Source organism: Rhodanobacter sp. B2A1Ga4, assembly GCF_018101315.1.
Lineage (GTDB): Bacteria > Pseudomonadota > Gammaproteobacteria > Xanthomonadales > Rhodanobacteraceae > Rhodanobacter > Rhodanobacter thiooxydans_A.
In genome coordinates this window covers 178,257-196,844 of sequence record NZ_JADBJR010000002.1, presented here as the reverse complement: position 1 = coordinate 196,844, position 18,588 = coordinate 178,257, and the positions used below count along the sequence as shown (strand labels likewise).

General features: G+C 68.2%; 20 protein-coding genes. 6 read left to right on the top strand and 14 right to left on the bottom strand.

The window, feature by feature from the left end; genetic code table 11:
* Positions 1 to 31 precede the first annotated feature (31 nt).
* Positions 32 to 1,099: a 2Fe-2S iron-sulfur cluster-binding protein gene (locus IMW82_RS09530; protein WP_108471711.1), complete on the top strand. Its 1,068-nt coding sequence runs from the start codon at positions 32 to 34 to the stop codon at positions 1,097 to 1,099.
* 90 nt (positions 1,100 to 1,189) lie between these two features.
* Here the strand turns inward: IMW82_RS09530 and IMW82_RS09525 are convergent, their stop codons facing one another.
* The 3 genes from IMW82_RS09525 to IMW82_RS09515 all read right to left on the bottom strand — a co-directional run bounded on the left by IMW82_RS09525 (position 1,190) and on the right by IMW82_RS09515 (position 2,682).
* Positions 1,190 to 1,636, bottom strand: a complete 447-nt coding sequence (locus tag IMW82_RS09525; RefSeq protein ID WP_108471710.1) for a rhodanese-like domain-containing protein — start codon at positions 1,634 to 1,636, stop codon at positions 1,190 to 1,192.
* 100 nt (positions 1,637 to 1,736) lie between these two features.
* A complete protein-coding gene (locus IMW82_RS09520) occupies positions 1,737 to 2,150 on the bottom strand; it encodes a hypothetical protein (RefSeq protein ID WP_108471709.1) in 414 nt (137 codons plus the stop codon).
* A 58-nt stretch (positions 2,151 to 2,208) separates the two neighbouring features.
* Entirely contained in the window at positions 2,209 to 2,682 is a 474-nt protein-coding gene (locus IMW82_RS09515) for a YiiD C-terminal domain-containing protein (protein WP_108471708.1), read from the bottom strand.
* A gap of 89 nt (positions 2,683 to 2,771) precedes the next feature.
* Here IMW82_RS09515 and IMW82_RS09510 point away from each other — a divergent pair, with 89 nt between their 5' ends.
* Genes IMW82_RS09510 through IMW82_RS09500 form a run of 3 tightly spaced genes read left to right on the top strand, consistent with a single transcriptional unit; the run spans position 2,772 to position 5,995 of the window.
* Positions 2,772 to 3,542 carry a uroporphyrinogen-III synthase gene (locus IMW82_RS09510; RefSeq protein ID WP_108471707.1) on the top strand — a complete coding sequence of 257 codons (771 nt, stop codon included), beginning with the start codon at positions 2,772 to 2,774 and terminating at the stop codon, positions 3,540 to 3,542.
* Positions 3,543 to 3,599: 57 nt separating this feature from the next.
* Positions 3,600 to 4,742 (top strand): uroporphyrinogen-III C-methyltransferase, encoded by a 1,143-nt coding sequence (locus IMW82_RS09505; protein WP_108471706.1) that lies wholly within the window; start codon positions 3,600 to 3,602, stop codon positions 4,740 to 4,742.
* Positions 4,739 to 5,995, top strand: coding sequence for a heme biosynthesis HemY N-terminal domain-containing protein (locus tag IMW82_RS09500; protein WP_108471705.1), 1,257 nt, complete (start codon positions 4,739 to 4,741; stop codon positions 5,993 to 5,995). Before IMW82_RS09505 ends, IMW82_RS09500 begins: the two co-directional genes overlap by 4 nt.
* 13 nt (positions 5,996 to 6,008) lie before the next feature.
* Here the strand turns inward: IMW82_RS09500 and IMW82_RS09495 are convergent, their stop codons facing one another.
* The 6 genes from IMW82_RS09495 to polA form a co-directional block, all read right to left on the bottom strand.
* A complete protein-coding gene (locus IMW82_RS09495; protein ID WP_159082183.1) occupies positions 6,009 to 6,260 on the bottom strand; it encodes a hypothetical protein in 252 nt (83 codons plus the stop codon).
* 181 nt (positions 6,261 to 6,441) lie between these two features.
* A complete protein-coding gene (locus IMW82_RS09490; protein WP_108471704.1) occupies positions 6,442 to 6,732 on the bottom strand; it encodes a HigA family addiction module antitoxin in 291 nt (96 codons plus the stop codon).
* Between the two features lie 15 nt (positions 6,733 to 6,747).
* Positions 6,748 to 7,029, bottom strand: coding sequence for a type II toxin-antitoxin system RelE/ParE family toxin (locus tag IMW82_RS09485; RefSeq protein ID WP_108471703.1), 282 nt, complete (start codon positions 7,027 to 7,029; stop codon positions 6,748 to 6,750).
* Between the two features lie 68 nt (positions 7,030 to 7,097).
* Positions 7,098 to 9,302 (bottom strand): DNA helicase II, encoded by a 2,205-nt coding sequence (uvrD, locus tag IMW82_RS09480; RefSeq protein ID WP_108471894.1) that lies wholly within the window; start codon positions 9,300 to 9,302, stop codon positions 7,098 to 7,100.
* Between the two features lie 69 nt (positions 9,303 to 9,371).
* Complete coding sequence (locus tag IMW82_RS09475; RefSeq protein ID WP_108471702.1) at positions 9,372 to 9,590, bottom strand: hypothetical protein; 219 nt, start codon at positions 9,588 to 9,590, stop codon at positions 9,372 to 9,374.
* 328 nt (positions 9,591 to 9,918) lie between these two features.
* The gene (polA, locus tag IMW82_RS09470) at positions 9,919 to 12,666 is read right to left on the bottom strand and encodes a DNA polymerase I (protein WP_108471701.1); all 2,748 of its coding nucleotides are present in this window, start codon (positions 12,664 to 12,666) and stop codon (positions 9,919 to 9,921) included.
* 105 nt (positions 12,667 to 12,771) lie between these two features.
* Here polA and IMW82_RS09465 point away from each other — a divergent pair, with 105 nt between their 5' ends.
* Both IMW82_RS09465 and IMW82_RS09460 read left to right on the top strand, forming a co-directional pair.
* Positions 12,772 to 13,305 carry a DUF2782 domain-containing protein gene (locus tag IMW82_RS09465; protein ID WP_108471893.1) on the top strand — a complete coding sequence of 178 codons (534 nt, stop codon included), beginning with the start codon at positions 12,772 to 12,774 and terminating at the stop codon, positions 13,303 to 13,305.
* Positions 13,306 to 13,381: 76 nt separating this feature from the next.
* Positions 13,382 to 13,813: an EamA family transporter gene (locus tag IMW82_RS09460; RefSeq protein WP_108471700.1), complete on the top strand. Its 432-nt coding sequence runs from the start codon at positions 13,382 to 13,384 to the stop codon at positions 13,811 to 13,813.
* Positions 13,814 to 13,819: 6 nt separating this feature from the next.
* Here the strand turns inward: IMW82_RS09460 and IMW82_RS09455 are convergent, their stop codons facing one another.
* The 5 genes from IMW82_RS09455 to prmA all read right to left on the bottom strand — a co-directional run bounded on the left by IMW82_RS09455 (position 13,820) and on the right by prmA (position 18,584).
* Positions 13,820 to 14,530, bottom strand: coding sequence for a glutathione S-transferase (locus IMW82_RS09455; RefSeq protein ID WP_211004351.1), 711 nt, complete (start codon positions 14,528 to 14,530; stop codon positions 13,820 to 13,822).
* Positions 14,531 to 14,585: 55 nt separating this feature from the next.
* Positions 14,586 to 16,196, bottom strand: coding sequence for a bifunctional phosphoribosylaminoimidazolecarboxamide formyltransferase/IMP cyclohydrolase (gene purH, locus IMW82_RS09450; protein WP_211004350.1), 1,611 nt, complete (start codon positions 16,194 to 16,196; stop codon positions 14,586 to 14,588).
* 80 nt (positions 16,197 to 16,276) lie between these two features.
* A complete protein-coding gene (locus tag IMW82_RS09445) occupies positions 16,277 to 16,600 on the bottom strand; it encodes a helix-turn-helix domain-containing protein (protein ID WP_108471697.1) in 324 nt (107 codons plus the stop codon).
* Positions 16,601 to 16,756: 156 nt separating this feature from the next.
* Positions 16,757 to 17,611: a zinc-ribbon and DUF3426 domain-containing protein gene (locus tag IMW82_RS09440; protein ID WP_211004349.1), complete on the bottom strand. Its 855-nt coding sequence runs from the start codon at positions 17,609 to 17,611 to the stop codon at positions 16,757 to 16,759.
* 73 nt (positions 17,612 to 17,684) lie between these two features.
* Positions 17,685 to 18,584: a 50S ribosomal protein L11 methyltransferase gene (gene prmA, locus IMW82_RS09435; RefSeq protein ID WP_108471695.1), complete on the bottom strand. Its 900-nt coding sequence runs from the start codon at positions 18,582 to 18,584 to the stop codon at positions 17,685 to 17,687.
* Between the last annotated feature and the right edge of the window lie 4 nt (positions 18,585 to 18,588).

Below are 18,588 nucleotides of genomic sequence, written 5' to 3'. Positions count from 1 at the left end.
CGCATTGTTGTCTGCCGTGTTCGCCGCGACAATGCACCCGGTGCCCATCGTTACCCTTAAATCCTCCGGCCGCCAGTTCCCGGTGGCCATCGGCGAGACTGTGCTGGAAGCGGCGCAGCGCGCGGGCGTGGCGCTGCCGTATTCCTGCCGCGCCGGTGTCTGCGGCAGCTGCAAGGCGACCCTGCTGGAAGGGCGCTGCGAGTATCCGCGCAATCCGCCGCTGGCGCTGGATGCCGGCGCGCTCGCGCAGCACGCGGTGCTGCCGTGCCAGGCCGTGCCGTGCGGCGACCTGCTGCTGGAGGCGCGCGAGGTGGCCTCGGTGGAGGACATCGCGCGGCGCCGGCTCGGCGTGGTGGTGGCCGACAAGTGGCGGCTGGCAGCGGACGTGATCGGCCTGCGGCTGCAGCCCGATCGCGGCGAGCGCCGGCTGCGGCGGCTGCCGGGCCAGTACCTGGACGTGCTGCTGGAGGACGGCCGGCGCCGGCCATTCTCCATTGCCAATGGTCCGCAGCGGGACGGTTCGATCGAACTGCACGTGCGCCATGTTGCCGGCGGCGGCTTCACCTCGTGGGTCGACGACGTGCTCGAGGTCGGCGACCGCCTGCACGTCGAGGGGCCGCTGGGCACCTTCGTGCCGCGCGAGGATTCCGAGCGGCCGATGATCTTCATGGCCGGTGGCACCGGTTTCGCCCCGGTCAAGGCGATCGTCGAGCACTTCATCGCACTGGGCACGCGCCGGAACATGCAGTTGTACTGGGGCGCGCGCAGCGCGGCAGACCTGTACCTGCGCGCGCTGGCCGAGCAATGGGCGCGCGAGGTGCCGAACCTGGCGTTCCACGCCGTGGTCTCCCACCCCGACCTGGCCGATGGCTTGCGCACGGGGCTGGTGCACGAGGCGGTGCTGGCCGACCAGCCCGATCTCTCCGGCCATGACCTGTACATGAGCGGCCCGCCGGCGATGATCGACGCCGCGCACCCGCTGTTCCTCGCCGCCGGCCTGCCGGAAGAGCGGCTGTACTACGACTCGTTCGAATACGCGCCGGACGTGCTGGCGGCGATCATTGCCGGGCGCGCCGGTATCCACGACCGCGCTCTGTAGGAGCCCGCTTGCGGGCGATGCCTATGGCGCTGGATTCGGGATTCCGAAGAGCATTGCCCGCGAACGGGCTGCCGCCATCAGGCTGGCAGCCTATTTGTTGCCCTTGGCGACCGGCAGTTGCGCCGCGTGCCAGGCCAGCACGCCGCCGCCCAGCGTGTAGACCTTGCCGAAGCCGGCCTTGACCAGCCGCTGCGAAGCCTTCAGCGAGTTGCCGCGGCCGTCCTTGTCCATCACCACCACCGGCAGTTCCTTCGCCTTGGCGAGGTCCTTGTGTTCGGGGTCGAACTGGCTCATCGCCACGTGGCGGGCGCCGGGCACGTGCATCTTCTCGAACTCGGCGATCGCCGACAGGTCGATCAGCAGCGGGCTCTCGCGGTTGATCAGCTGGGTCAGCCCGGCCGGGCTGAGCTCCTTGATCTTGCTGAACAGCGTGCTGACCTGCATGACGATCAACGCCACCAGCAGGATCATGAACAGGGCCGACAAGGCCACATGGTTGCCGATAAATTCGGGCAGCTTGTGCAGGAAATCGTTCATCGTCAGTCCACTGTGCCCTGATGGCATCGGCTCGGGTAAACCGGCGATTATACGGGTATGCCGTGATCGGCGCGGGCATCCGCCGATCCGGGGCAACCGCTCAGTCCTGGGTGATGTCCGGCAAGCCGCTGGTCAGCCACCAGTGCTTGGTCGCCTCGTCGTAGTGCCAGGTCTGGTGATCGACGATGCTGCGCTCGGACTGGGTATGGATGTTGACCAGGCTGATCATGGCGGTCTGCTGCACGTCGAAGTCGCCGGTCGGCACCGGGCCGGCACCGTCGTCGTACTCGCTCACGCGTACCTGCCGGTAGCGTGCCAGTTCCAGCGGGCTCAGCGGGTGGGCGGCGCGTACCTTCGGGTCGATGAATTGCGCGGCGCTCTGGAAATCGCCCCAGCGCACCGTGCTGCCGTAGGCCTTGAGCGTGGTGGTCAGCGCGTCGCTGCGGGTCTTGGTGGCGCAGCCGGCCAGCAGCAGTACGGACAGCACGACGAGAATGCTCAGGATGCGGCGCATGGGTGACTCCTCCCCGGTGGATGCCCGCCCATTCTGCCTCAAGCGGGCGCACGCCACTTCAGCCGCGGCGCTTGGCGACGAAGCGCGCGCTCAGGGTGCAGGCCGGCTGGCCGTGTTCGCCGGGCACCACGCAGTCGACGCCGATACGCGCCTTGCCGCGAGCCTCGAGTGTGTTGAAGAACGTGGTCCAGTCGGCCTCGGCGGCCAGCCGCGCCTCGCTGTGGAAGTCCTGCCACAGCGGCGCCAGGTAGCGCACGCTGGATTCGGCGACGAACACGTCGCAGTCGTGGCCGCGCCGGCGCAGCGCCAGTTCCACCAGCGCCCAGCCGCTCAGGGTCATCAGGCTGACCAGGCTGCCGCCGAACGCGCAGCCCTTGTCGTTGACGTTCGGCGCCAGCGGCGCACGCAGGCTCAGACGGTCGTCGTCGCAGTCGGCCAGTTGCAGGTCCATCGCGTGGGCCAGCGGGATTTCGTCGCGGATGAACTGGATCAATTGCTGCGCGTGCGATGTGGCGTCGTCGGTCGTGCTCACGTGGTTGGGGTCCGCGGGGAGGGGAAGACCGCCCAGTGTAGGGCCACCGTTACACTGGGGCCATGACAGTGGCCGGACGCGGTGCGCGGATGCAGCGACAATCCTCTCGGGACACGCAGGACCTGCACGGCCGGACCGTGGTGATCACCCGCCCGGCCGGCACCGCGTCGGCGTTGGCGCGCCGGGTGCGCGCGCTCGGTGGCGTGCCGCTGCTGCTGCCGGGCCTGGCCCTGCACAGCGTGGTGGATGTCGCGGACGCGCGCAGCGGCCTGCATGCGGCGCTGGCAGCCGAACTGGTCGTCTTCACCAGCCCGGCCGCCGTGCGTTACGCCGCGGCGCTGTTGCCGCTGCGGACCACGGCGACGGTACTGGCAGTGGGTCAGGGCACGGCGCGGGCCTTGCGCCGGCATGGCATCGCCGCGCCGCTGGCACCACGCCGGCAGGACAGCGAAGGCCTGCTCGAGCATCCCGCGTTGCATGACCTGCGCGGCCATCGGGTGGCGCTGGTCGGCGCGCCCGGCGGCCGCGGCGTGCTGCGCGAACAACTCGCCGCACGCGGCGCGCAACTGCATGAACTGCACGTCTATCGGCGGGCGCCACCGCGACTGGGCCGCCGTCATGTGGATGCGCTGCTGCAATTGCCGGCCTCGGCGCAGGTGCTGCTGTCCAGCGCCGAAGCGCTGCACAACCTGCAGCAGTTGCTGCCGGCGAAGGCGTGGACACGGCTGTGCGCGGCGACCGCGGTGGCGAGCAGCGAACGGTTGGCCGCCGCCGCGCGTGCGGCGGGTTTCCAGCGCATCGTCACGGCCGCCTCGGCGTTGTCGGCGGACCTGCTGGCCGCGGCCATGCCGGCGCACTGAGCGCTCTTCACGTCCGCTTGCTACGAACGCGGCCGTATGGGCTGCTAGCATGCGTGCATGAGCAACGTAGACAAGCCGAACGCGCCTGAGGGCGTCCGTCCCGATCCCGCTGCACCCGATGCGGTACTTGTCGAACCGTCCGTGCGTGCGACCCGTTCCGCAGCGCCGCGTCCCGCGCCGCGTCCGCGCGGCGGCGGCAGTCTGGCGCTGGCGGTGCTGCTGGCGCTGGTCGCGGTGGGCGCTTCCGGTTACATCGGCTGGCGCCAGTGGCAACAGGAGCAGGGCAGCGCCGCGGACAACCAGAGTGTTGCCAGCCTGCAGCAGCGCGTGGCCACGCTGGAAACCACGCTGACCGCGCTGGGCGACCAGCGCAGCAGCCTGAACCAGCGGCTGGACGATGCGGCCCAGGTCAACCGTTCGCTGCGCGAGGAACTACTCGGCCAGGCCGAGCGCACACGCCATCTCGAAGACGCGGTGGCCAAGCTCGCCGAGAAGAGCCTGAGCGGCCGCGACGGCATGTTGCTGGACGAGACCGAATCGCTGCTGCGCATGGCCGGCGAACGCTACACGCTGTTCCATGACGCGCAGGGCGCGGCTGCCGCGTACGCACTGGCCGACAAGACCCTGGCCGCGGTCAACGACGGCGCCTTCAGCGGCCTGCGCCAGAGCATCAACGCCGAGCACGAAGCGCTGGTGAAGAGCCAGCCAGCCAGCCAGGCCGGCGCGTTGCAGCAGCTGGTGGCGCTGCGCGGCGAGCTGGCCGGCCTGCCGCTGAAGCCACTCGACAGCAGTACCGCCGAGGCTACCGATGCGTGGTCGCGCATCCGCCGCGCGCTGGCCAGCGTGGTCAGCGTGCAGCGCGATGACGGTGCGCCGCTGGCCGTCGCCGATGCACGTTTCGCGCGCGAGCTGGCTGCGCTCGACCTGGCCCAGGCGCAGGCGGCGTTGCTGGCCCATGACAGCAAGGGCTATGCGGCCGCGCTGCAGCGGGTGGATACCGCGCTGACCAGCCAGTTCGACGGCAGCGCGCCGGCGGTGCAGCAGGCGCGCGAGACCTTGAAACAACTCGCCAGCCAGTTGCCGGCGGACGCGCCGGTGCAGCTGGGCGCCGCGCTGAGCGAACTGCGCAACCTGCGCGCGGTGCATGCGCTCAGTCCCGCTGCAGCCGGTTCCGCGGCGTCGGGCGGGGCCCGGCCATGAGGCTTTGGTATTGGCTTCTGTTGCTGGTGGTCGTCGCCGCGCTGGCCGCGTTCGGCTGGCACTGGGTGGCCGAAGATCCCGGCTATGTGCTGCTGCGCCTGCGCGGCTGGAAGGTGGAAACCACGGTGGTCGCGGCGCTGGTCATCCTGCTGCTGGCGTGGGCGCTGCTCACCGCGCTGTGGCGGCTGGCGCGCTGGCCGTTCGGCGCGTTCTCGCGACGACACCGGCGGCTCAGCCAGCAGCGTCTTGGCGACGGTCTGATCGCCCTGATGGAAGGCCGCCACGGTGACGCCGAGCGCGACCTCAACCGCGCCTCGCGGCTGGACAGTCTGCGCGGTCCGGCCCTGCTGGCCTCGGCCGAGGCGGCCTCGCGCCGCGGCGAACACGGCCGCGCGCTGGAAGCGCTGGATCAGGCCGCGCAATCCGCGCCGCAGGCGGCCCGCGTGCTGCGCGCCCGCGTACTGCGCCGCGAAGGCAAGCCGGCCGAAGCGCTGGCGCTGCTGGTGCCCGAAGCCGACAAGGGCACGCTGACCCCGGGTGGTTGGCGCGAGCTGGTGCTGGCCGCGCTGGCGAGCGGTGACATCCGACGCGCCCGCGAAGCCCTGGCGCCGTTGCAGAAGAGCGGCGCATTGGGCAACCGCGCCTATGCCGCGCTGGAAGCGCAGGTGCTGGCCGCCACCATCCATGCCGCCGCGGACGGTGCCAGCCTCAACGCGCTATGGTCGCAACTGCCGAAGACGCAACGCCGCGTACCCGCGGTGATCGACGTCTACGCCCGCCGCGCGGCCGCGTTCGGACTGACCCTGCCGGCGATGGACGAGGTGGAATCCGCGCTGCGTCGCGAGTGGTCGCCGCTGTTGATCGAAACCTACGGCAGCCTGGCCGGCGACGACGTCGAGGCGCGCCTGCGCCGCGCCGAAGGCTGGCTCGACGCGCATCCGAACGATGCCAACCTGCTGCTCACGCTCGGCCGCATGTGCGTGCGGCTGAAGCTGTGGGGCAAGGCACGGCAGTACCTGCAGCGCTCGCTGGCGCTGGTGCCGGGCAGCGCCGCCTGGGAAGCTCTGGGCGACGCGTTCGCCGGCCAGGGCGATACGGAGCAGGCGCAGCGCTGCTATCGCAACGCGCTGGCATCCGCCCGCGGCGACGCGGTCACCCCGCTGGCGCAAACCGCCAACCCCGGTCAGCCCGACACGCAGCCGATTGCGATCGAGGAGCGCGACGAGCATGGGGTGCCGCGGTTGCGGGGGTAATGGCAGTGGAATGTCACGTTGTTACTAGGTGCCGAGTTCGTTCAACTGCTTGAGCAATCCGGAGCGAATCTCGTCTCGCGACGACTGAAGACCTTTCCGTATTTAGTGTTGCAATTGTGGCATCCAGAGTTTGTGCCAGACCGGCTTGTTGGGCGAGAACCACCTGTTTAAATAAATCAGCCGGGATGCCGGTGGATTTGATACTCAGGGTTGGTGTTATTTCTGTTTCTGACTCGACCTTGGTGTTCCACTCGGGCAGGGCCATCAGCTGTTTTCCGTTTTGTCGGACACAAACAAGCCTTGGATTGTTGTACACGCCCTCACGAACATTTTTCGCGATTGTTGTTAAAAGTAAACTTTAGGATGAGTAGTGCCAAGTTGCCGAGCACCCGACTGCTCAAATAGGGGCAGCAGGCGGCCAGCTCAGGCTCACTCGACGCGACATATCAGGCGGCGATCCGCTCGATGCGTTTCACCGCCCTGCCCAGCGCCCGATGCGCTTCCTCCAGGTCATAGTCGGCCTGCAGACCCAACCAGAAGCGCTCGCTGGTGCCGAGTGCGGCCGCGAGCCGCACTGCAGTATCGGCGGTGACGCCACGCTTGCCGAGCACGATTTCGTTGATGCGGCGCGGCGGGACGCCAGCGGCGCGAGCGAGGGCATTCTGGCTGATGTTCAGCGGCAGCAGGAACTCTTCGAGGAGCACTTCGCCGGGATGGATGTTGGGCAGGGTCTTCATGGCCGACTCCGGTGTTCAGTGGTAATCGACGATTTCCACGTCGAGGGCATCGCCGTCCTTCCAGTGGAAGCAGATGCGCCATTGGTCGTTGATGCGGATGCTGTGCCAGCCCTTGCGGTCACCCTTCAACGCTTCGAGGCGGTTGGCCGGAGGAACACACAAATCGTCCAGCGTCGAGGCGTTGTTGAGCATGCGCAATTTGCGGCGCGCGACCGGCTGGATGTCCATGGGCAAACGCCGAGATGGCGTACCACCCCAGATCTTCTCCGCCTCCTTGTCCGCGAAGCTCCATATCATGCGGTGACCATAACGCTTTCCGTCATATAACGCAATGCGTTATGGCAAGACGGGCACGGTCGGGACAGTTACAGCGGCGTGAGGTTGGCGTACGCCGCCACCAGCCACTTGCTGCCGGCGCCTTCGAAGTTCACCTGCAGCCGGGTATGCGCGCCGCTGCCTTCGGCGCTGATCACCACGCCATCGCCGAAGCTCGGGTGGCTGACGCGCTGGCCGAGTTTCACCGGCAGCGATTCCTCCAGCGACGGCGAGATCTCGTGAGGGCGGCCGGTGTACAGCGGGCGGGTGACGTGCACGCGCGGGCGCACCTCGTCGATCAGTTCGGCGGGCATCTCGCCGAGGAAGCGCGAGGGTCGCGCCAGCATTTCGGTGCCGTGCATGCGACGCGATTCGGCGTGGGTGACGACGAGTTTCTCGCGGGCGCGGGTGATGCCGACGTAGGCGAGCCGGCGCTCCTCCTCCAGCCGCCCTTCGTCGTCGACCGAGCGCTGGCTGGGGAACAGGCCTTCCTCCATGCCGACCAGGAAGACCAGCGGGAACTCCAGTCCCTTGGCCGAGTGCAGGGTCATCAGCTGCACGCAGTCGTCCCACGCCTCGCCCTGGTTCTCGCCCGCTTCCAGGGTGGCATGCGACAGGAACGCGGAGAGCTCGCTCAGGCCGGCGTCGATGTCCTCGGCGGTGCGCTCGAAGCGGCTGGCCACGTTGACCAGTTCGTCCAGGTTTTCCACCCGCGACTCGGCGTTGCCGCGCGAGTCCTTCTCGTAAAAATCGCGCAAGCCGGTATGGGTGATCGCGTGGTCGATCTGTTCGGCCAGGGTGAGCGCGTCCTTTTCGCCATCAGACGTCGGCGGCTGAAAAGCGCGCGCCATCGCGTCGATCATGCCGAGGAACGCCTTCACCGCGTTCTTCGCACGGCCGGCCAGCTCGCTGCCGCCGCTCAGTTCGGACAGTGCAGCTTCCCACATCGACGTGTTCTCGCCGCGGGCACGGCGGCGCAGCGCGTCCAGCGTGCGCTCGCCGATGCCGCGCGGCGGGGTGTTCACCGCGCGCTCGAACGCGGCGTCGTCATGCCGGTTCGCGGTGAGCCGCAGATAGGCCAGCGCATCCTTGACCTCGGCGCGCTCGAAGAAGCGCTGGCCGCCGTAGACGCGGTAGCCGATGTTGCGCTGGGCCAGCTGTTCCTCGAAGTTGCGCGACTGCGCGTTGGAGCGGTACAGGATCGCGCAGTCCTTCGCCGAACCCTGCTCGTCGATGTATTCGCGGATGCGCTCGATCACGAAGCGCGCCTCGTCCTGCTCGTTGTAGGCGGCGTACAGCGCGATGCGCTCGCCGTCATCTCCGGCGGTCCACAGCTGCTTGCCGAGGCGGCTGCCGTTGCGCTGGATGACGCTGTTGGCGGCCTTCAGGATGGTCGAGGTGGAGCGGTAATTCTGTTCCAGCTTGATCGTGCGCGCGCCGGGGAAGTCGCGCAGGAACTGCGCCATGTTCTCCACCTTGGCGCCGCGCCAGCCGTAGATCGACTGGTCGTCGTCGCCAACCGCGAAGACCTTGCCGGTGGTGCCGGCGAGCACACGGATCCACGCGTACTGCAGCGTGTTGGTGTCCTGGAATTCGTCGATCAGCAGATGCCGCCAGCGCTGCTGGTAATGCTCCAGCACGGCCGGGTTCTTCAGCCACAGCTCGTGCGCGCGCAGCAGCAGTTCGGCGAAGTCGACCAGCCCGGCGCGGCGGCAGGCGTCCTCGTAGGCCTTGTAGATGTTCACGAACGTATGCGTGACCGGATGGTCGCGATGCTCGATGCCGTCCGGCCGCTTGCCCTCGTCCTTCCACTGGTTGATCTGCCAGCAGGCCTGGCGCGGCGGATATTTCGCATCGTCCAGGCCCAGCCCGGCGATGACGCGCTTGACCAGCCGCAGCTGGTCGTCGGCGTCGAGGATCTGGAACGCTTCCGGCAGGCCTGCCTCGCGCCAGTGCCGGCGCAGCAGGCGATGCGCGATGCCGTGGAAGGTGCCGACGGTGAGCCCCTGGGTGCCGCCGGGAATCAGCGCTTCCAGCCGCGCGCGCATCTCGCCGGCGGCCTTGTTGGTGAAGGTGACGGCGAGGATGGCCCACGGCGGCACCCGCTCGGCCTGGGTCAGCCAGCCGATGCGGTGGGTCAGCACGCGGGTCTTGCCGGAGCCGGCGCCTGCCAATACGAGATAGTGGCCGGGTGGGGCGCAGACGGCTTCGCGCTGCGCTTCGTTGAGCGGGTCGATCAGGTACGAGACATCCATCGCGCCCATTGTAGTGGGCGCAGACGGAAACCGCCGCTGCGGCGGTTTCCGGAGCAGCCAGGGCGTGGTTCAGCGCTTCTGCAGGAAGCCACCGACCGCCAGCAGCGCGCCGACCACGATGCCGGCGATGCCGATCCATTGCGGTACGCCCTGGTCGTGGGTGGCGGTGATCTTGGCCGAGCCCACCTGCAGCAAGGTGTCGGTGGTCTGGTAGGAGGCATGGCCCGCCACCACCCAGATGCCGGCGGCGACGAGGATGATGCCAACGATGATCAGGCCTGCGCGCATGGTGTATCCCGTGGTGAATGTGGGGGCGAGTATGCCTGCTGCCGCCGTGCATGGGGTGTACAGAGGGCACGAATCGCGGGCAAAAAAAGCCCCGGAGGCTAGGGGGAGCCTCCGGGGCGGGGGCAGACGCGAAGACCCAGGGGAGAGGTTCGCGCCTGTGGCGGCCCAGGGAGGTGAGCGCGCCGCGGATGCCGTTGCGTGCATCCGAAGTGTTAGTGCGTGATTTGCGGAGAAAGTTGCACGGTTTCCGAAGAAATTTAAAAACGATTCATCCTCATGAAAAGTTAACCATCAAGTCGTTGTTGCGCGAGGCATTCCCTGGCCGCGCTCAATGCGCCTCGTCCCAGTTGGCGCCCACGCCCACGTCGACCAGCAGCGGCACCGCCAGTGCCGCCGCGCCGGACATCCGCTCGACCACCGCGGCACGCACCGCGTCGACCGCGTCGGCGCGCACCTCGAACACCAGTTCGTCGTGTACCTGCATCAGCATGTGGGCGTCGTCGCGACTTTTCAGCCACGCCGCCAAGGCGATCATCGCGCGCTTGATGATGTCCGCCGCGCTGCCCTGCATCGGCGCATTCACCGCGGCGCGCTCGGCGCCCTGGCGCAGGCCGGCGTTGCGTGAGGTGAGGTTTTCCAGGTACAGGCGGCGGCCGAAGATGGTTTCCACGTAGCCGTCGCGGTGCGCACGTTCGCGGGTGGCCTCCATGAATGCGTGCACGCCGGGGTAGCGGGCGAAGTAGCGCTCCATGTAATCGCTGGCTTCGCCGCGGTCCACGCCGAGCTGGCGCGCCAGGCCGAACGCGCTCATGCCGTACATCAGGCCGAAGTTGATCGCCTTGGCGGCGCGGCGCTGGTTGGCGCTGACCTCCTCGGGCTTCAGACCGAACACCTCGGCGGCGGTGGCGCGGTGCACGTCGCCGCCCTCGCGGAAGGCCTTGAGCAGGCCCTCGTCGCCGGACAGGTGCGCCATGATGCGCAGCTCGATCTGCGAATAGTCTGCTGCCATCACCTGCCAGCCCGGCGGCGCGATGAAGGCCTGGCGGATGCGCCGGCCTTCCTCGGTGCGCACCGGGATGTTCTGCAGGTTCGGATCGGACGAGGAGATCCGCCCGGTCGCCACCGAGCCCTGGTGGTAGCTGGTGTGCACGCGGCCGGTGCGCGGATTGACGATGCCGGACAGCTTGTCGGTGTAGGTGCTGCGCAGCTTGGCCAGGCCACGGTAGTCGAGGATCAGCCGCGGCAGTTCGTGGGTGTCGGCGATCGCCTCCAGCGCTTCCTCGTTGGTGGACGGCTGGCCGGTCGGCGTCTTCAGTTTTGCTTCGAGGTGCAGCTCGTCGAACAGCACCGCCTGCAACTGCTTTGGCGAGTCGAGGTTGAACTCGCGTCCGGCCAACGTGTACGACTGTTGCTGCAGTTCCAGCATGCGCTTGCCCAGCTGCTGGCTCTGCCGGCGCAGCTCGTCGCCGTCGATCAGCACGCCGCGGCGTTCCATCTCGGCCAGCACCGGCACCAGCGGGATCTCGATCTCCTCGTACACGCGGCGCAGCGCCGGCACGCTCTCCAGCTTCGGCCACAGCGCGTGGTGCAGGCGCAGGGTGACATCGGCGTCCTCGGCGGCGTAGCGGCAGGCGGTGTCCAGGTCCACCTGCGAGAACGAGATCTGCTTCGCGCCCTTGCCGGCGACCTGCTCGTACTTCACCGTGTCGTAGCCGAGGTACTTCTTCGCCAGCGAATCCATGTCGTGGCGCGTGGCGGTGGCATTCCACACGTAGGATTCCAGCATCGAGTCGTGCTTGAGGCCCTGCACGGCGATGCCGTAGTGCGACAGGATGTTGATGTCGTACTTCGCGTGCTGGCCCAGTTTGGGCCGCGCCGGATCCTCGAAGACGGGCTTCAAGGCGGCGAGCACGCTGTCGCGATCAAGCTGCTTCGGCGCGCCGGGGTAGTCGTGGCCGAGCGGGATGTAGCAGGCCTTGCCCGGCTCCACCGCGAGGCTGAGGCCGACGATGTCCGCGCGCATCGCATCGATGCTGGTGGTCTCGGTGTCGAAGGCGATCAGTTCGGCGTCGCGCAGCTTTTCGATCCACGCATCGAGCTGCGCTGGCGTGGTGACCAGCTCGTAGTCGCCCGCGAACGAAAGGTCGGCCGCCGCTGCAGCAGTGGCTTCAGTCGCGACGCCTTTTGTCGTGATCTCGACAGAAGTGTCGTCGCCTCCCTCGCTGACCGGTGCCGCGTTGTCCAGTTCCTTCAGCGCCGCCTTGAACTCGTAGCGCGTGTACAGCTCGCGCAGCAGCGTGGTGTCGGCCTCGCGCCGGGTCAGCTCGGTGGGGCCGAACTCCAGCGGCACGTCGGTCTTGATCGTCGCCAGCTCGCGTGACAGCGGCAGCTGCGGCAGCGTGGCGCGCAGGCTTTCGCCGATCTTGCCGCCGATGCGGTCGGCATGGGCGATCACGCCATCCAGCGTGGCGTATTCGGCCAGCCACTTGGCGGCGGTCTTCGGGCCGCACTTGGGTACGCCGGGGATGTTGTCGATGGCGTCGCCGGTGAGCGCGAGGAAGTCGATGATCTGCTCCGGCATCACGCCGAATTTTTCCATCACGCCATCGCGGTCCATCACCGTGTTGCTCATGGTGTTGACCAGGGCGACGTGGGAACCGACCAGCTGGGCCATGTCCTTGTCGCTGGTGGAGACCTCCACCTCGATGCCGAGCGCCTGCGCTTGCAGGGCGAGCGTACCGATCACGTCGTCGGCCTCGACCCCGGGCACGCGCAGGATCGGGAAGCCCAGCGCGCCCACGATCGCCAGCATCGGCTCGACCTGCGAGCGCAGGTCGTCCGGCATCGGCGGGCGGTTCGCCTTGTACTGGGCGTATAGCGCGTCGCGGAAGGTCGGGCCGGGCGCATCGCTGACGAAGGCCAGGTAATCGGGGTTCGCCTTCAGGGTGGCGCGCAGCATGTTGACCACGCCGAACAGCGCGCCGGTGGGCTCGCCGCGGGCGTTGGAGAGCGGCGGCAACGCGTGGAAGGCGCGGTACAGGTAGGAGGAGCCGTCGATCAGGATGAGTTTGGGCATGCCTCATTCTCGCATGCACGGCGCGCATGCACGGCGAAACGTCGCGCTTCACGAAAGCCCGGCGGAGGCGCTGTTATGCTGCGCTCCCCGAACGAGGTTGCCGCCATGAAAACCGCTGCCTTGCTGGTTGCCGCCAGCGTCCTGTTCACATCGAGTGTATGGGCGCAGTACGTCCCATCGACGAATGTGCCACCACCGCCCGGGATCAACGACCCGGGCGTGAAAGCGGTGGAGTCGGCGGCCAAGCCGGCCGCCAAGCCGGCGGCTAGGCAGCGCTCGGCCCACGCCGCGTCGTCCTCGTCCGCGCAGTCGCTGGACCTGAAGCCGCAGGCGCTGCCGGCGATGCGCGACGAAGGCAGCGCGCAGGCCGCCCGCGACCAGCCGCCGGAAGTGCGGATACACCAGGAAGGCGACAACAGCATCCAGGAATACAGCCGCAACGGCCGCGTCTACATGGTGGTGATCACCCCCAGGAGCGGCATCGCGCAGACCTACATGGTCGATCCGCAGGGCCGGCTGGTCGACGAGCACGGCCAGAAGCCGGTGGGGCCGGTGATGTACAAGGTGCTGGAATGGGGCAAGAGCCGGCCGCCCGCCGAGGGTTCGACCGAGCCGGCGCCGGCGGACGGCGGCCACTGAGCCACACGCTGAACCGCGTCGTCGGCGCTGGACATGCCGACGACGCCAGTCCGGTATCCCGGCGGAGGGTGGCGCGATGCAACTGCGTGAAAGCTGGCTGTTGTTTGCGTTGGGTTCGGCGCTGTTCGCGGCGCTGACCGCGTTGTTCGGCAAGCTCGGCGTGGTCGGCATCAATTCCAACCTCGCCACCTTCATCCGCACCATCGTGATCCTGCTGGTCACCGCCGGCATCCTCAGCCTGCGCCAGGAATGGGCCAGGCCCACCGGGCTGCCGCTGCACAGCTGGCTGTTCCTGGTGTTGTCCGGCATCGCCACGGGGTTGTCGTGGCTGTGCTACTACCGCGCGCTGCAACTGGGGCCGGTGAGCAAGGTGGCGCCGATCGACAAGCTCAGCGTGGCGTTGGCGATCGTGCTGGGGCTGGTGTTCCTGGGCGAGCGGCCGAGCTGGCCGTTGCTGATCGGCGGCGTGCTGATCGTGGCCGGCGCGATGGTGATCGCGCTGTTCTGAGCGGGCTTACGCCGGGTCGTCCAGTTCCGGGTAGTGGCGGAAGATGCCGCTCTCGTTGAACGGAAGCCGCCGCGCCGACGCCAGGTAGGCGGCGATGCGCGGTCGTTGCGCCACCCGCTGCTTCAACGCATGCAGCAGCGGCAGCCCGTGCCCGAGGCGCCGCATGGCGCGCGGAAATGCGTACTCCAGCCCGCTCATCAGCTGGAACAGCGAAAGATCGACGTAGGAGTGCTCGTGCAGGGCATGCTGGCCGCCGCCGCGTTCCAGCACCTGCTCGAAATAGTCCAGATACTTCGGCAGCCGCGTCTCGCGCAGATCGGCCGCACGGCGCAATGCCTCGACGCGCTGGTCCTCGTAGTACAGGCTGCCGGCGATCGGGTGGTGGGAGTCGTGCACTTCGGCAACGAGGTCGCTGATGGTCAGCTGCAACTGGTGCGCGTAGCGCCGCCGGCTTTCGCTGTCCGGCACCAGGCCGAGCGGCGGTCCGAGATATTGCAGGATGTTCGCGGTCTGCGCGATCAGCAGCCGGCCGGCCTTGAGGAACGGCGGCGCGAACGGCAGCGCGCCTTCGTGGACGCCGTCGAGGTAACGCACGATGGCGTCGTCGCCCTGTATGCGCGCCACGTCGTCGTAGCCGGCGCCGGCGTCTTCCAGCGCCAGCCGCACGAACTCGCCGCGGCCCTGGATGCCGGCCCAGTAATACAGCTCGTAATGCATGGCAGCCTCCGGATCGAAGGATGGATGCCGAGCGTGCGCCTCCGCAGGCCGGGACTCAATGCCGGAAATGGCGCATCCCGGTGAATACCATCGCCATGTCGTGCTCGTCGGCAGCGGCGATCACCTCGGCGTCACGCATCGAGCCGCCGGGCTGGATCACCGCACTGATGCCCGCCGCGGCGGCGGCATCGATGCCGTCGCGGAACGGGAAGAACGCGTCGCTGGCCATCACCGAGCCGCGCACTTCGAGCTTCTCGTCGGCGGCCTTGATGCCGGCGATCCTCGCGCTGTAGACGCGGCTCATCTGGCCGGCGCCGATGCCGATGGTCTGGCGATCCTTGGCGTAGACGATGGCGTTGGACTTGACGAACTTGGCCACCTTCCAGGCGAAGATCAGGTCGTGGATCTGCGCCTCGGTGGGCGCCTTGCGGGTGACTACTTTCAGGTCCGCCGCGGTGATCATGCCGGTGTCGGCGCTCTGCAGCAGCAGGCCGGAACCGACCCGCTTGGAATTCATGCCGGGGTGCGCGGCACGCAAGTCGCCGCCAGCAGGCGTCGGGATCACCAGCACGCGCACGTTGCCCTTTTTGTGGAACGCCTTCAGCGCGTCATCCGCATAAGCGGGTGCCAGCACCACCTCGACGAACTGGCGTTCGACGATCGCGCGCGCGGTGGCGCCGTCGACCTCGCGGTTGAACGCGATGATGCCGCCGAACGCCGAGGTGGGATCAGTCTGGAAGGCCAGGTCGTACGCCTTGCTGATGCCGTCCAGGCTCACCGCCACGCCGCACGGGTTGGCGTGCTTGACGATCACGCAGGCCGGCTTGACGAAGCTGCGCACGCATTCCCATGCCGCGTCGGCGTCGGCGATGTTGTTGAACGACAGCTCCTTGCCCTGCAGCTGCTTGAACGTGGCCAGCGTGCCCGGCGCCGGGTACAGGTCGCGGTAGAACGCGGCCTGCTGGTGCGGGTTCTCGCCGTAGCGCAGGTCCATCAACTTCACGAAGCGGCCATTGACCTGGCCCGGGAAGCTGGCGTGGCCGGTGATCGCGTCCTGCGCATCGTTGAGTTCCAGGCCGGACAGGTAGTCGCTGATCGCGCCGTCGTAACTGGACACGTTGTTGAACGCGGCCACCGCGAGCTTGAAGCGGGTGCCGCGGGTGAGGCCGCCGTGCTGCTCGATCTCGGCCAGCGCGTCGGCGTATTGGTCCGGCGAAGTGAGTACGCCGACGTCGCTCCAGTTCTTCGCCGCCGAGCGCAGCATCGCCGGACCGCCGATGTCGATGTTCTCGATCGCCTGTTCCAGCGTGCAGCCGGGTTTCGCCACGGTGGCTTCGAACGGGTACAGGTTCAGCACCAGCAGGTCGATCGGCGCGATGCCGAGCTCGGCCATCACCTTGTCGTCGGTGCCGCGGCGACCGAGCAGGCCGCCATGCACTTTCGGGTGCAGCGTCTTCACGCGGCCGTCCATGATCTCGGGGAAACCGGTGAGGTCGCTGACCTCGGTGACCGCGATGCCGGCCTCGCGCAGCGCCTTCGCGCTGCCGCCAGTGGAGAGCAGCTCGATGCCCCTGGCGGCGAGGCGCCGGCCCAGGTCGATCAGGCCGGCCTTGTCGGAGACGCTGAGCAGGGCGCGACGGACCGGGACGAGCTGGGGAGCGGACATGAGCGGGTTTCCAGAAGGGGAAAGCCGCTCATTATAGCCGCCCGGATGGTGGGCGGCTTTTGGGGGATACGCGGGATGGGTTACAGCAAGCCGTGCGCGGCCAGCTTCTTGCGCAAGGTGGCACGGTTGATGCCCAGCGCGCTGGCGGCGCGGCTCTGGTTGCCGTCATGGAAGGCCAGCACTTCGCGCAGCAGTGGCACCTCGACCTCGCGCAGTACCAGCGCGTGCAGGCCTTCGGCACATTCGGTGTCGCCGATGTCGGCAAGGTAGCGACGCACCGTGCGGGTGACACATTCGCTCAGTGCGCTCTGGCCCTGAAGGCTGGCGCCGGTCGAGCCTGTGCCTTGCGACGAGGTCTGTTTCGCGGCCTCGGCAGCAGGCAGTCTTACGGCATTCACGGACATCTCCCCTCACATACGAAGCGACGACTGCATAGGCCGCTGCTCATGGTTATGACTGATCTTGCGTGTCGCGGCGTGTATCGCATGCCGTCCGGCATGTCGGGCGCGAGGGGTCGAGTCTACCCGCGCGGGCCGATAATTTTAAGTACCGCAGACGCATTATTCGAAACCGATCTCGAACGCCACCGCCTTGTCGCCCGGGTCTTCCACTTCCAGCAGCAGCACCGCGCTGCCGCCAGGCGCCAGGCCATGACGCAGGATCGCGACGTCGTCCAGGTACTCGGCTGGCTGCAGGCGGCGCATCGCGATGCGCTGGCCCTGGGCGTTCGACATGGTGATCGTCAGCACCGGCCAGGGCTGGGCGAAACTGGCGTCGTTGCGCACGCTGGCGCTGATCATCAGTGCGCCGGCGACGCTGGGATGGGCCTGCACGTTGCTGGCCAGCAGGCGCAGCTGTTGTGGCGCGGCGACCAGCGGCAGCTCGCAGCCGAGCACGGCACAGCTGCCGCGCAGCCAGTCGCCCACGGTGGGGTTGCGGATCAGCTCGTCGCGCTTGGCCCAGGCCAGCTGAACGGCGAGCAGCAACGCGAGCAACAGGCACGCCACGATCCACGGCCAGCGCCGTTCGCCGGACGAACGCAGGTGCCGCCGCTCGCACCGGGCCGCGCGTTCATGCGGTTGCGGCTCGTGGGCGAAACGCGGCGCGAAGACCAGTTGCGAAAAGTCCTCGACGGCCGGCCTGGGTGTGGCTGTGGTGACCATCTCGTCGGCGACGACCACCGCCGGCGGGTGGGGTCGTGGCCGATAGACCACCAGATCGAGCAGGGGCGGCTCAAACGCGGGCTCGTTGACCGGCAGCTCGGCGAACGGTTCCGGCGGCAACTGCTCGGCGAGCGTGGCGAGGCTGTCGAAGCTGGCCTCGCAATGTCCGCACACGACGTGGCCGTGCGCTTTCGCCAGCGTCTGCGCATCCAGCGAAAACACGGACAGGCATTCGGGACATTGTGTATACATGCAGGCCGCTTTGAATCGGTATCCGGCAAGCTTAGCAGGGTGATCGCGCGGGCAAGCCGGCGATCGGGCGACCTCAGCCGCGGCGACGACCGCTGATGCGCACCCAGTCTTCGCGCGTGTCCACGCGCAACGCGTCGAACCATTCGGCGTAGCGCTGCAGCAGTTCGTCCTGCTGGCCGGCGAGGATGCCGGAGATCGCGAACGGCGCGCCGGGTTTCGCCGCGGCGGCGAAGGTGGGTGCGAGTTCGCCGAGCGGGCCGGCGAGGATGTTGGCGATGAAGACGTCGGCAGGTTCAGCATCAACGTCTTGCGGCAGGAACAGCGCGAAGCGATCGGCCACGCCGTTGCGTTCGGCGTTGTCGGCCGAAGCGGTGAGCGCCTGCGGATCGTTGTCGACGCCGACCGCGCTGGCCGCGCCAAGCTTCAGCGCGGCGATCGCCAGGATGCCCGAGCCGCAGCCGTAGTCGGTGATCGTCTTGCCGGCAAGCTCGAGCCCGTCCAGCCATTCCAGGCACAGTGCCGTGGTCGGGTGGGTGCCGCTGCCGAAGGCGAGGCCGGGGTCGAGGCGCACCACCACGAGATCGTCATCGGCGGGTGGCTCGATGTTCCACGGATAGATCCACAGTCGGCGGCCGAACGGCATCGGCTTGAACTGGTCCATCCACGCGCGCTCCCAGTCCTGGTCGGCGACCTCGTGGAATGTCAGCTGATCCGGCTCCAGCCATGGCAGCAATTCGCCCAGCGCCGCACTGAGCCCGCGCCGGTCGGTGTGTTCGTCGAACAGCGCGTTGATCGTGATCGTGGGCCACAGCGGCAGCTCGCCTACGCCCGGTTCGAAGATCGCCTGCTCGTCCGGCGTCTGGGCATCGGCGTCCTGCAGCGTGATCGACAGCGCGCCGAGATCGTCCAGCGCCTCTTCCGCGCGGGGCTGCTGCTCGGTGCGGACGACCAGGGAGAGTTCAAGGAATGGCATGGGC